The 15,115-nt window shown below is 43.6% G+C and carries 13 protein-coding genes; 9 read left to right on the top strand and 4 right to left on the bottom strand.

The annotated features are described in order from the left end of the window. Positions 1-19: 19 nt before the first annotated feature. Positions 20-2,101 (bottom strand): BT4734/BF3469 family protein, encoded by a 2,082-nt coding sequence (locus M1P97_RS00455; RefSeq protein WP_249388102.1) that lies wholly within the window; start codon positions 2,099-2,101, stop codon positions 20-22. Beyond that, complete coding sequence (locus M1P97_RS00450; RefSeq protein WP_195373104.1) at positions 2,098-2,487, bottom strand: HU family DNA-binding protein; 390 nt, start codon at positions 2,485-2,487, stop codon at positions 2,098-2,100. Before M1P97_RS00450 ends, M1P97_RS00455 begins: the two co-directional genes overlap by 4 nt. A 481-nt stretch (positions 2,488-2,968) precedes the next feature. Here M1P97_RS00450 and M1P97_RS00445 point away from each other — a divergent pair, with 481 nt between their 5' ends. Then, positions 2,969-3,652: an AAA family ATPase gene (locus M1P97_RS00445; RefSeq protein WP_249388101.1), complete on the top strand. Its 684-nt coding sequence runs from the start codon at positions 2,969-2,971 to the stop codon at positions 3,650-3,652. Between the two features lies 1 nt (position 3,653). Here the strand turns inward: M1P97_RS00445 and tsaB are convergent, their stop codons facing one another. Continuing rightward, positions 3,654-4,349: a tRNA (adenosine(37)-N6)-threonylcarbamoyltransferase complex dimerization subunit type 1 TsaB gene (tsaB, locus tag M1P97_RS00440; protein ID WP_249388100.1), complete on the bottom strand. Its 696-nt coding sequence runs from the start codon at positions 4,347-4,349 to the stop codon at positions 3,654-3,656. Between the two features lie 211 nt (positions 4,350-4,560). Between tsaB and M1P97_RS00435 the strand changes: the two genes are divergently transcribed. The 4 genes from M1P97_RS00435 to nadD are packed head-to-tail and all read left to right on the top strand — an operon-like array spanning position 4,561 to position 6,751. Beyond that, the gene (locus M1P97_RS00435; protein ID WP_249388099.1) at positions 4,561-5,433 is read left to right on the top strand and encodes a YicC/YloC family endoribonuclease; all 873 of its coding nucleotides are present in this window, start codon (positions 4,561-4,563) and stop codon (positions 5,431-5,433) included. A gap of 1 nt (position 5,434) precedes the next feature. Then, positions 5,435-6,007 (top strand): guanylate kinase, encoded by a 573-nt coding sequence (gene gmk / locus M1P97_RS00430; RefSeq protein ID WP_249388098.1) that lies wholly within the window; start codon positions 5,435-5,437, stop codon positions 6,005-6,007. Then, the gene (locus M1P97_RS00425; RefSeq protein WP_195373109.1) at positions 6,000-6,179 is read left to right on the top strand and encodes a hypothetical protein; all 180 of its coding nucleotides are present in this window, start codon (positions 6,000-6,002) and stop codon (positions 6,177-6,179) included. Before gmk ends, M1P97_RS00425 begins: the two co-directional genes overlap by 8 nt. Continuing rightward, positions 6,161-6,751, top strand: a complete 591-nt coding sequence (nadD, locus tag M1P97_RS00420; RefSeq protein WP_249388097.1) for a nicotinate-nucleotide adenylyltransferase — start codon at positions 6,161-6,163, stop codon at positions 6,749-6,751. Before M1P97_RS00425 ends, nadD begins: the two co-directional genes overlap by 19 nt. On the opposite strand, the gene M1P97_RS00415 is transcribed toward nadD, so the two are convergent. Then, positions 6,740-9,742 carry an ATP-binding protein gene (locus M1P97_RS00415; RefSeq protein ID WP_249388096.1) on the bottom strand — a complete coding sequence of 1,001 codons (3,003 nt, stop codon included), beginning with the start codon at positions 9,740-9,742 and terminating at the stop codon, positions 6,740-6,742. The two genes, nadD and M1P97_RS00415, sit on opposite strands and share 12 nt — an antisense overlap. A gap of 321 nt (positions 9,743-10,063) precedes the next feature. On the opposite strand from M1P97_RS00415, the gene lysS reads away from it, so the two are divergent. The 4 genes from lysS (at position 10,064) to M1P97_RS00395 (ending at position 15,102) form a co-directional block, all read left to right on the top strand. Further along, on the top strand, positions 10,064-11,794 hold the full coding sequence (gene lysS / locus M1P97_RS00410; RefSeq protein ID WP_195373112.1) for a lysine--tRNA ligase: 1,731 nt from the start codon (positions 10,064-10,066) through the stop codon (positions 11,792-11,794). A gap of 8 nt (positions 11,795-11,802) precedes the next feature. After that, a complete protein-coding gene (locus M1P97_RS00405; RefSeq protein WP_195373113.1) occupies positions 11,803-12,798 on the top strand; it encodes an NAD(P)H-dependent glycerol-3-phosphate dehydrogenase in 996 nt (331 codons plus the stop codon). Between the two features lie 2 nt (positions 12,799-12,800). After that, positions 12,801-14,144 carry a glucose-6-phosphate isomerase gene (locus tag M1P97_RS00400; protein WP_195373114.1) on the top strand — a complete coding sequence of 448 codons (1,344 nt, stop codon included), beginning with the start codon at positions 12,801-12,803 and terminating at the stop codon, positions 14,142-14,144. 223 nt (positions 14,145-14,367) lie between these two features. Beyond that, the gene (locus tag M1P97_RS00395) at positions 14,368-15,102 is read left to right on the top strand and encodes an HAD-IA family hydrolase (protein WP_249388417.1); all 735 of its coding nucleotides are present in this window, start codon (positions 14,368-14,370) and stop codon (positions 15,100-15,102) included. The last annotated feature ends 13 nt before the right edge of the window (positions 15,103-15,115 follow it).

Below are 15,115 nucleotides of genomic sequence, written 5' to 3'. Positions count from 1 at the left end.
TCGCCCATAACACTAATAATCAATCTCTTATCAATTCAACATAATAACAAGTCCCTCGCGTCATCCGCTTATTAGGTACATTATTTCGCTTCAAAAGTTTACCAAAGTTGAGTATCATCTTCTTCGTAATAACAAAACCGGGTTGTTTCTCTGCAATTATATCCAATATCTCCGATGCCAGCAAAGGCTCTATCCCTTCCGTATCCTCTGAAATACAGAAATAACGCAGGAACAATTGCTCTTCCGCAGGAATTTGCTGGAAACGCCAGTTGTTCTCAACGATTGCCGTCTCCTCCTCATGCGTAAACCAATACCGTTCGCCACGGCGCAACATCTCTTTTGCTTCGGCATACAGCTGCTCGTAATCGACCGGCTGGAGATAATCTATCAGACCTTCCACCTCCACACAGATAAAACGACGGCTTCCGGTCGGATCGGTCAGCAGATCGAAATTATTGCTGGTAGCGATAAAGGTTGCATAACGTCGCAGGCTGCGCGTCGTACTCTGATAAGGTAAGCGGGCATTGACCACGGCCTTTTGCAAAACATGCTTCAGAAAACTTTGATGCGAAGCCTTTACCGAATCGAACTCGTCGATATTGATCAAAGCATAGCGATGCAAAGCCAGCTCTGCCTCCTTCTTATTACCGAAATCGATGCTATCGGTATAAAAAGGACGAAGCGACGGAGGCAGCAAGTTCAGGCAATAGGTCGATTTGCCGCATCCCTGGTCACCTACCAGCAATGGTGTCGTACTGTTTCCGTGTTCTTTATCCAGCTGCATCCAATGAGCTACCATACTCAAAAACCAACGATAAAAGCAATCACTCCATAACGGGTTATTGTTAGGAACCCGCGCAGCCATCTCGCGAATATGCGATTTGCCATCCCATACCGGAAGATTCGCCAGAAAAGCATCGATCGGATGAAACAATGGTATCTGATCCGAATATACATACCGGTCGATATCTTTATCCCACACATTCAACCCCTCTTTCTGAGCCTCCAGGCAAATACTGTTACGCACTTTCTGGGTATAAGGCCGGTACGCGAACTGTATGACCGAACGGTCGAGATATTCCACCTCCCCGCTCATCTCGTTCATCCGGAAGAAATAACGTCTTGCCATGAATTCATCCAGTTGCATCACCATCGAAAGACATTCCGGCAAAGGCAATTTACCTCCGATCGCTTTCTTCAATAAATAAACTCCCCGGAATACCTGCCGCACCAGCAATTCATGAGGCTTCAAAGCCTCATACCGTAAGATCCACCCTACCGCCTCTTCCTCGGGAATCCCAAGGCGGCAACTATTGTGTGCCATCTCCGTAAACAATGCATGCAGATCGTCACTCTCCTTTCCGGCAAACTTACGGACCGCCTCCAACAGCACGATACTGAATAGGGTTGCAATCTGAGTGTTACGTTTCACACCCGGCAACAGGCGTTCGATCGGATCAAGCGGAACCTCCTGAACGATACGGAGTTCGCTTTCCTCCGGCATCCGTAACGGTTGTTCCATCCGGATCGATACAGCCGTCGGATTATAATACAGTCCGGCATCATAGCTGACACGCGTTCCCCGTTCCGGCGACGGTTCTTTCAACGTGACCATGCTGCTCAACTGAGGCTGAAAATGCTTGACTGCCAGCTGATAGGCCGCCGCATGAAAAAGAACGGCTTTCTCCCGGCTACGCGGCAGTTTGCCATCGGGCAGCGTAAAAGGCACGACAATCTTCACGGACTTGCCGCTCAATCCAATGAAAGCCAGCATGGTCTGAGGCATGGCAGCCGCCTCCTCACGTATCGATGCGGCTTCTTCCGGGCCGGATAAACCGTTCACTTCCAAAACGACATACCCGGTATAGTTTTTCATCTGTACCTTCCCGTCTTTTCGCAGAAATGTTGCCCCCCACACGATCACAGGCAATTTCCGTATCCACTCGTTCGTACGCCCCGGCAATGAAAAGCGTAAACTGGTACGGACATTAGACACCTGTACTCCCATTTTATCCGAGCGTAACATCTCCACCACTGGTTCCAGGCTACGTATCTGTAACATAAGCCGGTCTTTCTTATAACGATATTGGCTTACTTTCATTCGAACGGGTATCTTTCAAATTTAAAAAACTGCATTTCTTTACGTAATCGCGCGCCCATCCTGAAACAAACGCGTTTCGCTTTTACCCGATGCGGCGTGCAATCCTTCTCTTTTTCATACCCTTTACTCGCAGCCGAGAGATACAGGTCACCCATATCCTTCAGTTCGACGGAATAGCCTTCTTTCAAACGTTCAAGAATAATGTCGCTCATCTCGCAGACTGTGGCAAGCACATCTCCGCGCGTCAATGAGCAGCGATCAGCGATCTCTTCCGCCAACTCCTCGGTGGTGATCCGCCCCGTCGTAACGGGTACTCCATAAAACAGTTTCTTTTCTATCGGACCTGTCTTATCCGATTTAGTGCGAACTACATAGAAATGTGCCATAGGTCAGTACTTTATTTTAATAATAATACTAGAAAACTTCACCAAAATGGGCATTTCACCCCATTTTACACCCGGATCTGAACGATGCTCACACCCGGGTCTCAGGGGTATTCAGACCCGGATGTCAACACCTTTTCCTCCTTACAAATATAATAAAAAGACAGCACATAAGCAATGTTTTTCAATAGTTTATTTCATTTTATACGATATATTTCCGACCTGTCTATTTATAGATTTCAGCATTACAACACACTTATCATGAATGATGGTTGATGATAGTTGAATGATAGTTTAAAACAGCAACCATCATAATATAAAAGACTAATAAACAACATATTAAACAAAACAATGATAGTATGATAGTTATTTTCAAAAATTACTTTAGATAAGATGATAGGAATATGATAGTGGAATCTTCACGATCATTGCTTTATTTACCGGAATAAATTAACTTTGTATTCATTATTAAAAAGTTGCCATTATGAATCAAGTAAAAGGTATACCATACGGAATATCCGATTTCAACCGGATGAGGAACGATAATTTTTATTTCGTGGATAAGACGGAGTATTTGCCGCTTATTGAAAAGATGCCCAGCTATCTTTTCCTCATTCGTCCGAGGCGTTTCGGGAAAAGCCTGTTCTTAAGTATGATGCGTACCTACTATGACATTTTGCAACAGAAGAATTTTGACAAATATTTCGGAGATCTGTGGATCGGAAAACATCCGACCGATCAACGTAACCGCTATCAGGTCCTTTACTTCGACTTCTCGAAAGCAGGATGTTCATTACCGGGAAGCGATATGATGTCAAGCTTTAATGAGTATTGCAGTATTATCATTAATCAGTTTGCACACGAATATGCCCCTTTCTATGATGCCGACTTCAAGACACTGGAAATGAATTACGGATATTGTGACTTTTTCCTTTTGCCAAACAGACAGCGTTATCCCGATATAAAACACAGCTACATCCTCGAACTAAAATATGCAACCCGTAATGCAACAGATAAGGAGCTTGAAGCACAGGCAAAAGAAGGACGTAGTCTATTATACCAATATAGTAAAGACAAAAAAGTACAAGAATTGGCTGAAGGGACAACCCTACACCGGCTGCTATTGCAGTTCCGGGGATGGGATATGGTAAAGTGCGAAGAGGTATAACCTACCCCAGCACTTTATTCTTAGCGATCGTAGCCTGGAACTCTTTCAGGTAGAACGGTTCGAAGTAAGCTACATCTTCAAACTGACCGGCTGCGAATGCCTTTTCTGCCAGGGGAATCATATTAACCGCCAACGGATGAATATCATCCAGGAAGATGGCATTCGGGGAAGCGATCACTTCACGGCATTTGGCAGCACCATTGCCGAAGAAGCAAACTTTGCCTTTTTCCAGATAAGAAGCATAGGTATCGGCGTCTACTATATCAGCCGAAGTTCCGCGAACTTCTTTCAAATCCGCATCGTAAATAGCTGCGTATACTTCCATACGGCGGGCATCCAGCATCGCACAATACAAAGTATCCTTGTCGGCAGGCTGCTGTTTCAAAGCTGCAACAGCCAGTATTTCCAATGTATGAACGCCGATCAATGGAATGCCGTATCCGAAACATAATCCTTTGGCAACCGATACGCCGATACGCAATCCGGTATATGAACCGGGACCGCTGCTGACAGCTACAGCCTCCAGCTTCAAGCCTTTCGCTTTCACTGCCGCAATGGCTTCTTCCGCATAAACGCCCAGCAAGGCAGCATGTGAAGGACCTTCAAACGAACTTTTCTCAAAAAGCACCTCACCGCCGGCCGACAGAGCAACGGAGCAGACAGAGGTCGATGTTTCAATATTTAAAATGCAAGACATAATAATTGACAGTTGACGGTTGACAAGTGACAGATATTTTTCAAAACTACTCTATCAGTTATCAACCGAATTAATTGGCCGCAAAAGTACAAAATCGTCTCTGTAACAAAGCGAAAAAAACAAACTTTTTCTCTATCGCGACGAATAAATGTCAACGGTCAACTGTCAACTATCAACTGAATAAGCTATCTTTGCACAAATTTTTAGAACAATGATACAATCAATGACTGGATTCGGTAAGGTTACAGCCGAACTTCCTTCAAAAAAGGTAACCGTAGAAATAAAAGCGCTCAACAGCAAGCAACTGGATTTATCAACCCGCATTCCGTCTATCTACAAAGATAAAGAAATGCAAATCCGTAGCCAGCTGCTTCAGTCGCTCGAACGGGGCAAGGTCGATTTCAGCATTTACATTGAATATATAGGAAAAGATACTCCTACACAGATTAATCTCACTGCTTTTGAAAGTTATTACAGCCAGATCAAAGACATCGCTGACAAACTGAATATCGCACTTCCTACAGACTGGTTCCAGACATTACTGAAAATGCCGGATGTTATCAAGTCGGAAATTGTAGAGGTAGACGAAAGCGAATGGGAAGTTGTTTTCACTGCTGTAAAAGGGGCCATCAAGCATCTTTGCGACTTCCGTATCCAGGAAGGTGCCATGCTTCAGAAACTGTTTGAAGAAAAAATCGGCAACATTGCCCGCCTGCTCACCGAAGTAGAAGAATACGAAGGCGAACGCATCGAAAAGATCAAAACGCGTATCATGGACAACCTTGAAAAGGTGGCAAACCAGGATTACGATAAGAACCGCTTCGAGCAGGAAATGATCTATTACATCGAGAAACTGGATGTCAACGAAGAAAAGAACCGCCTCGACAACCACCTGAAATATTTCATCAGTACAATAAAGGACGGACATGGACAAGGCAAAAAACTGGGTTTCATCGCACAGGAAATAGGACGCGAAATCAATACCCTCGGTTCGAAAAGCAACCATGCTGAAATGCAGAAGATCGTCGTTCAGATGAAAGACGAATTGGAACAGATCAAAGAACAGGTACTAAACGTTTTATAATATGGCTGGTAAACTCATTATATTCTCTGCTCCGTCAGGCTCAGGTAAATCAACCATTATCAACTATCTGCTGAAACAGAACCTGAACCTGCATTTTTCCATTTCGGCAACAAGCCGTGCGCCGCGTGGGACAGAAAAGAACGGTGTGGAATATTACTTCCTGACTCCCGACGAATTCCGGGCACGCATCGCAGCCGATGAATTCCTGGAATATGAGGAAGTCTACACCGATAAATATTATGGGACTCTGAAAAGCGAGGTGGAACGCATCCTGAACGAAGGTAATAACGTGATATTCGACGTCGATGTAGTAGGCGGCTGCAATATCAAGAAGTTCTATGGCGACCGTGCTTTGTCGGTTTTCATTCAGCCCCCCAGTATCGATCACCTGCGTGAACGCCTGGAAGGTCGCGGAACGGATGCTCCCGAAGTGATCGAAAGCCGTATCGCAAAAGCGGAATTTGAATTGGGGTTCATTCCTCATTTCGATGTCTGCATTATAAACGACGACCTTGCGACAGCACAGGCCGAAGCATTGAAAGTAATAAAAGATTTTCTGTCAAAAAATGAATAACAAGGGGCAACTATCTCGTAAATGGGGATATATTTTCGCACTGACCGGAATCGTGGCATTGGGAACCTGCATTGCCGGTCTCATTTATAAAGAATATCTTATTGCATTCGCAACCGGACTTGTATTCGGCGTACAGGCATTCAACTTTATAAAGTGGAAAAAACAACGGTAAAAGATAACAGGAAACAGAAAACCGGAATCTTTTCCGGTTCGTTCAATCCGGTTCACATCGGCCATTTGGCACTGGCCAACTGGCTGTGTGAATTTGCGGGATTGGATGAGGTATGGTTCGTTATCACCCCCCATAACCCTCTGAAAGCCAAAGATGAATTAATGGACGACCGGTTTCGCTACAAACTGGTGGAGGCTTCCATCGCAGGTTATCCGAAATTCCATGTCAGTGACATCGAATTCTCACTTCCTCAACCTACATATACAATCGATACGCTTCGTGCCCTCGAACGGTTGTACCCCGAACGGGAGTTTCATTTTATTATGGGGGCGGACAACTGGACTTTGATCAACCGTTGGAAAGAATCCGAAACGATCATTGCCAATTATCCGATTCTGATCTACCCTCGCAGAGGATATGAAGTGAAGCTGGATAACAGTATGCCGCATATACGTTATGTAGAGGCTCCGCAAATCGAGATTTCTTCCACCTTTATCCGCCAATCGCTCCGGGCAGGCAAAGATATACGTTTTTTCCTGCCGGAAGCTATCCGCGAAATATTACAAAACTAACAACCTCATCTTCAAAACATCTCCTATCTGTTTTTTCAGCACTTTCGCATTTAACGGTTTTGCGGTATAACCGTCAAAACCACTATCCATAATCTTTTGTTCGTCGGAAGCAAAGGCGTATGCCGTAACTGCAATAATCGGCACATCTTTTGACAACTTACGGATCTCGCCGGTTGCTTCATATCCATTCATCTCCGGCATATTTATATCCATCAAGATGAGATGGGGCTGATGTTTCCGGTAAAGTTCAACCGCCTCTTTTCCGTTCCAGGCATGCAAAAGATTATACTCATGTTTCAATATAGAATCAAAGAGTTTGAAATTTCCCTCATTATCCTCAGCGATAAGGATCACTATCTTATCGCTTTCCACTTCTTTCCTCTCATAAACCGGAACGGAAACAGTTTTCTTTACAACCGGAGTATAAGGGAAAGTAAACCAAAAAGTGGTACCCTTTCCAACTTCCGACTCAAGCCAGATCTTTCCACCCATATAATGAACGATCATCTGGCAAATAGAAAGTCCTAAACCTGATCCCGGCACAAAATTGTTGAGCTTAACAAAACGTTCGAATACTTTTTTCTGTTGCTCTTCCGGAATGCCGCTACCAGTATCGGAAACGTAAAAACGAAGCTGTTTATTCGCATCGATCGAATATCCGAACCGGATAAATCCTTCTTTCGTGAATTTGATTGCATTTGTCATTAAATTAGTAATCACTTGCATCAGGCGGCTTTTAGGTGTCAGGACATAACATTCGGAGACTGTCTTCTCAAATACGACCTGTACTTTATCAGAAGCTCTCAGTTGCATGGATTGTTGCAACTCATGGAGCAAAGCATTTATGTCAACCTCCACATTTACGAAATCCAACGTATTGGATTCGATCTTCGACAAATCCAGGATATCGCTGATCAACTGCAAAAGAAGCACATTGTTACTTTCAATAATATTGATATATTCCTCTTTCTCCTCTACTTCATCCGTCGAAGCCAATATATTGGAAAAACCAACAATCGCATTAAGAGGAGTCCGTATCTCATGGCTCATATTTGCCAGAAACGCCGACTTCAACTGGTTGGATTCTTCCGCCTTATTCCGGGCAGACACCAACTCTTGTTCGATATTTTTACGGTCCGTTATTTTTAGAGACGAACCTATCAACGACACCGGACAACCGTTTTCATCTCTCTCACTCACTGTCGCATACGCCTCCAACCAGTCAAATGAATGACTACTGCTCTGTGGTTGATATACCCGGTATTCTTCTTTTATCCGCTCGACTTTACCATCGATCAAATCCTGGTAGGCTTTTCTGATCCGCCCACGGTCTTCCTTGTAGATCCGGTCAAAATAAAACCCTTGCGGCACAGCCAAAGAATACTCAGCACTTGAATCGGGACTTTTCACCTCTTCGGGATGATTCACGTCGCAATAGATAATCCTCTCCTTCAAATTCCATTTCCAGGGAACCAGATTGGCCACATCCAACGACATCGACAGCTTATAATTAGAGGTACGAAGCAACTGTTGGGTTTTCAACAGGTCGGTCGTATCAATAAGAAACAAGTCTATGCAATCTTTTTCGGACGAAGAAACTATGATCATACTGTAATAACGATCCGTATGCCGGGAATAATACTGCGAATCGACTATCTTGTTCTCCCCGAGAACAAGTTTACATACACTCAGGTATTCCATCATTTGATCATTCCGTATCTCACTCCCCTTTACACCGACAACCTGATGCCTCGCTACAAACTGTTTTTCAAAAGCCATATTCACATCCAGCGTTATATAGTCGATCGGCATGCCCGCTTCGTTAAACAAAATCCTTTGTTTCATATAAGAGATGGGCATATTATTGACCAACCGGCTATAACTCTTCATCAAACCCAATTCCTTTTTCTGAAACTGGTGCTTCTTATTCAGATAGCTGACTATTAATACAAAAACAATAATAACAACAAAGAACAAGGCGCAAATCAAATGTATTTTATACTGCTCCCAAAAACCAAGCGGTTTCATATAAAAAACGGTATCAGCCGGTACAGCCGTAAAAGGTAACCCCACCTTCTCAAAAACGGAATAGTTCATAACCGGATATGGGCCATCAGGTTCCAGTATCCTATGAGGGGGATTTCCTTCCAATATTTTAGCTACCGCATATTGGACAATACTCTTTATACTCGAACTCGGATAAAGGTATCCTCCAAGCATACCGCTCGATTTCAGATCAATGTCATTAAGAACAAAGACCGGCAAAGAGGTGTATGCACCCAACATCCGATAAGTTTCGGTACTTACCACGATATTCCCATATTGCTCCTTAACCCTGTACCAGGAAAAGAACAAAATACCTGTTCTCTTATCAGCCAGCTGCATCGCATTTATCAAGCTATCCGTATCTATCTCACCAGCCGTCAGCAACTCCAATTGTACATGCGGATAATCTTTTTTAATTATTTCCTCAACCTCCAACCGATTCTGATAGCTGACATACCGTTTATCGGAAAGAAACAGCAAACGGTTCATATCCGGTATCAGCTGTTTCATCAACGCGATAGTCTTACGTATTTTGTCGGGAATGTAGATAACTGTCAGTTTTTTATTTTCCTTCAGTACCTGGGATATAGGCAATTGTTCAGTCGGCAAAACTACTTTCTTGGACAGATAACAATCTGCCGGTCCTATATAATCTTTTTCTACAAAAAGCAATGTCTGTATTTCGTTCCCCCATTGTTTGTCCAACTCCTCTTTCAACAAAGCATATGCACTATTTCCCATAATAACAATTGCAAGAGGAGGCTGTTCATATTTCTTAAACAGCTCGTTTTTAAACGTTTTCAAGTCATCTTCCGTATCGAGCGACAACATATTCAAGTGTTCTGTATATACAGCAACTTCGTCACTGCCATTTACCAAATGATCATAAATCGATGTAATAATATTACGCGACCAAGGTGATGCTTCAGTATATGAATTCAACACAAGAATATAATCTTTATCCTTTAAACTTGCCGAAGAAACGGCGCATGATATGAACAAAAATAAAAGAATATGAATGAATATTCTTTCTCCTTTACCATCCAACAACACTAGATACACCATATTTATCAAAGGTTTTCTGCAAAGATACATCATAAATAAATAGTAGCAAACAATTGAAAGAAAAAGAACGAATATTAAAGACTCTTCCTGCCGCAATTCAAGAGGATAATTATACATAATGATCAAACTACCACGCACTTTTGACCGATAAGTGAGAAAAGTTTTGTATTTTTGCGCCGTATTATACAAAATAATAGCGTAATGAATCTATTAGAACTGAGTGAACAGGAAATCATAAGACGCAATAGCATGGAGCAATTGCGCCAAATGGGGATAGAACCTTATCCCGCTGCCGAGTACGTAACAAATGCATTTTCCAATGAAATAAAGGCATCCTTTAAAGACGATGCCGAACCCCGTCCTGTAAGTATTGCCGGACGTATCATGAGCCGCCGTATCATGGGTAAGGCTTCTTTCATGGAACTGCAGGATTCTGAAGGCAGAATACAGGTGTATATCTCCCGTGATGATATTTGTCCGGACGAAAACAAAGATTTATATAATGTCGTTTTCAAAAAGTTGCTCGATATCGGAGACATTGTCGGTATCAAAGGTTTTGTATTCCGCACACAGATGGGTGAAATCTCCGTACATGCACAAGAGATAACGGTATTGTCCAAATCACTCAGACCGCTGCCGGTCGTTAAATACAAAGACGGTGTAGCTTATGACGGCTTCAACGATCCCGAACTGCGTTACCGTCAGCGTTATGTCGACCTGATCGTAAACGATGGCGTAAAGGATATTTTCATGAAACGTGCAAAAGTGATCAAAACAATGCGCGCCGTGCTCGACGAAGCCGGATATACGGAAGTAGAAACTCCGATCCTTCAGTCTATCGCCGGAGGTGCCAGTGCACGTCCGTTTATCACGCATCATAACTCATTAGATATCGACCTCTATCTGCGTATCGCTACCGAACTGTATCTGAAAAGACTGATCGTAGGCGGTTTCGAAGGGGTTTACGAAATCGGCAAAAACTTCCGTAACGAAGGTATGGACCGGACACACAACCCTGAATTTACCTGCGTGGAACTGTATGTGCAGTATAAGGATTACAACTGGATGATGAGTTTCACGGAACAACTGCTGGAAAAGATTTGTATGGCTGTCAACGGTACATGCGAAACCGTAGTCGATGGCAAAACCATCAGCTTCAAGGCTCCTTTCCGCCGTCTGCCCATTCTGGAAGCCATCAAGGAAAAGACCGGTTACGACCTGGAAGGCAAGAGTGAAGATGAAATCCGTTCAATCTGTAAAGAATTGAAGATGGAGATCGACGATACGATGGGTAAAGGTAAGCTGATCGATGAAATCTTCGGAGAATTCTGCGAAGGCACATTCATCCAGCCGACATTCATTATCGACTATCCGGTTGAAATGAGCCCGTTGACCAAAATGCACCGTAGCAAACCGGGACTGACCGAACGTTTTGAATTGATGGTGAACGGTAAAGAGCTGGCAAACGCTTATAGCGAGTTGAACGACCCGATCGACCAAGAAGAACGTTTCAAAGATCAGTTGAAACTGAGTGAAAAGGGGGACGACGAAGCGATGTTCATCGACCAGGACTTCCTGCGTGCACTGCAATTCGGTATGCCTCCGACATCCGGTATCGGTATCGGTATCGACCGTTTGGTGATGTTGATGACAGGCCAGACAACTATTCAGGAAGTATTATTCTTCCCGCAGATGCGTCCGGAAAAAACAGTAAAGAAAGACACCGCTGATAAATATGCTGCATTAGGTATCGACGAGGCTTGGGTTCCTGCTTTACAAAAAGCCGGATATATAACCGTTGATACTCTGAAAGAGTTAAATCCTAACAAGTTACGTCAGGAGCTTTGCGAAATGAACAAGAAGTATAAGTTGGAACTGCAAAACCCTGCGGCCGAAGAGGTTGAAGCGTGGATTGCAAATGCGGCTAAATAATATATACCATGAATTTACCCGGAAAAATTGCAATAATGGGAGGCGGTAGCTGGGCTACTGCCTTAGCCAAGATTGTACTTTCTACACAGGATAGCATTAACTGGTACATGCGCCGTCAGGACCAGGTGGATGATTTTATAAAAACAGGGCATAACCCCAGTTATCTCTCTGCCGTCAAGTTCGATACGGACAAAATTAATTTTTATACAGACATCAACACCGCAATCGAGGATTCCGACACCTTGATTTTCGCAACACCTTCTCCGTTCCTGAAACAACATTTGATGAAGGTGACTACTCCTTTGACCGATAAGTTTATCATTTCAGCCATCAAAGGTATTGTTCCGGATGAAAACATGCTGATCGCAGATTACTTTACGGAATATTATAATGTTCCGCAAGAAAATATTGCAGTGATCGGTGGTCCGTGCCATGCAGAAGAAATTGCTCTCGAACGCCTCTCCTATATCACGCTGGCTTGTTCCAAGATAGAAAATGCACGGGCTGTAGCTCCGGTGTTTCAAAATCCATATCTGAACAACTACTGTTGCAAAGATGTTAGAGGTATAGAATATGCATCCGTCCTCAAAAATGTATATGCTATCGTTGCCGGTATCTGCCACGGTATGAAATACGGAGATAACTTTTTGGCAGTCTTCATCTGTAATGCAATCGAAGAGATGCGGAATTTCCTGAATTCGGTACATAGCCTGGAACGGGATGTAACCGACTCTGTTTATCTCGGAGACTTGCTGGTGACAGCTTATTCACGTTTCAGCCGTAACCGTACTTTCGGAACTATGATCGGGAAAGGCTACTCTGTCAAGATAGCCCAACTTGAAATGGAAATGATAGCCGAAGGATACTACGGGACAAAATGTATTCATGAAATAAATGAGAAATATAAGGTAAACATGCCGATCCTGGATGCCTTATACGATATATTATATGAAAAGAAATCGCCGACTACCGTTATACGGCAGTTGACAGAAACATTTAAATAGGTATGAAAAACATCAGTCTTAACATCGACAAGGCACTGGGCGCTGTTACAAAGGAACAGGTGTACGCACAGGAAGCCAAGGCAAACGAATGTATTGCCACTTTACATAACGGAAACGGAGCAGGTAACGACTTTCTGGGTTGGCTCCATCTTCCCTCTTCTATCACAGACGCAGAGTTAACTGACATCGAAAATACTGCTAATGTGCTCCGTTCCAAATGCGAAGTTGTCGTAGCTATCGGTATCGGAGGAAGTTACCTGGGAACAAAAGCGGTAGTTGAAGCCCTGAACAACAGCTTTGACTGGCTACAGTCCGACCGTAAGAACCCGGTTGTTTTATATGCCGGACAAAATATCGGTGAAGACTATCTGTATGAACTGTGTGAAGTACTGAAAGGTAAACAATTCGGTCTGATCAATATATCTAAATCAGGTACGACTACGGAACCTGCCCTTGCATTCCGTATGTTGAAAAAACAATTGGAAGATGCTGTTGGCAAAGAAGAGGCTAAACACCGTATCGTTGCTATCACCGATGCCAAGAGAGGTGCCCTTCGTACACTGGCTGACCAGGAAGGTTACAAGACATTTATCATCCCTGACAATGTGGGCGGACGTTTCTCCGTACTGACTCCGGTTGGTTTATTGCCTATCGCTGTAGCAGGTATTAGCATTCGCGATCTGGTTGCCGGAGCTGTTTCCCTGGAAAAAGCAACAGGTATCGAAGTTCCTTTCAAAGAAAATCTGTCGGCTATCTACGCTGCAACTCGCAACGAATTATATAAGAGTGGTAAGAAGATTGAAATCCTTGCTAACTTTCACCCGAAACTTCATTACATCGGCGAATGGTGGAAACAGTTATACGGTGAAAGCGAAGGCAAAGACGGAAAAGGTATTTTCCCGGCTTCTGTCGACCTGACAACCGACCTGCACTCTATGGGTCAATGGATACAGGAAGGTGAACGCATTATCTTCGAAACAGTAATATCCGTAGAAGAGCCTGAACACAAAGTGATCGTTCCGACAGACGAAGCAAATCTGGACGGATTGAATTTCCTGGCAGGCAAACGCGTGGACGAAGTAAATAAGATGGCAGAACTGGGTACTCAGCTGGCACATGTTGACGGTGGCGTTCCTAACATCAAGATCACGATGCCGGCAGTAAATGCTTATTACATCGGTCAATTGTTCTACTTCTTTGAAAAAGCTTGTGGTATCAGCGGTTATATGCTGGGCGTTAATCCGTTCGACCAACCGGGTGTTGAAGCTTACAAGAAGAACATGTTCGCGCTGTTGAACAAGCCCGGATATGAAAAAGAAAGTGAAGCTATCCGTGCAAAACTATAAATCGGATATTCAACTATTATAAAAGAAAGCGGGTGAACCTGGTTAATTCCGGATTCACCCGCTTTTCTATCGTTCCCATATGACCGGAACCGACCTCTACAAAACCTGCAATCTGCCCTCCTAACTCGAGCCCGATAGGCTTTACAGGTTGTTCACATCAAAGATAGGAAATAAGTATAAGAATTTTCGTAACTTTGTAAAGATTATTAAGAATATGAACATAATGATACAAGAAGCTATCAACCGTTATCTGCTAAAACATAAGCAGAATAATCTTTCCCCCAAAGCTGTACTTTTCGATATGGATGGTGTACTCTACGATTCAATGCGCTTCCACGCCCGAGCCTGGTACGAAACAGCAATGAACCATCAACTTCAGGCCGTAAAAGAAGATTTCTATATGTTTGAAGGCCGTACCGGAGAAAGTACCATCAATGAGTTATACCAGCGTACATTTCAGCGTGACGCAACAGATAAAGAGAAACAGGAAATATATGACGAAAAAGCAATGCTCTTCAACAAATACAACGACGGTAAAGCAATGACCGGTGCCGGAGAAGTACTAAAGCAGGCTAAAAGTCATGGATTACAGACACTGGTCGTCACCGGTTCCGGGCAACACAGCCTGATCAATAAACTGGAACATACTTATCCCGGTTGTTTTACCCGCGAAAAAATGGTTACAGCTTTCGATGTAAAGTACGGTAAGCCTCATCCCGAACCTTACCTGATGGGACTGGAAAAAGCCGGAGTAAAAGCAAATGAAGCATTCGTAGTAGAGAATGCTCCTATGGGTGTCGAAGCAGGAACTGCCGCCGGTATCTTCACCATTGCAGTCAACACCGGTCCCCTCCCCGACAAAGTACTGCTGGATGCAGGCGCCGATTTATTATATCCGGATATGACGAGCCTGGCTAACGACTGGAATAATATTATTGCGTGTATAAAGGCTATCTGACCTTTTAATCAAA

Origin of the sequence: Parabacteroides leei (assembly GCF_023369805.1) — a bacterium.
Lineage (GTDB): Bacteria > Bacteroidota > Bacteroidia > Bacteroidales > Tannerellaceae > Parabacteroides > Parabacteroides leei.
This window is presented reverse-complemented; position numbering and strand designations above follow the sequence as displayed.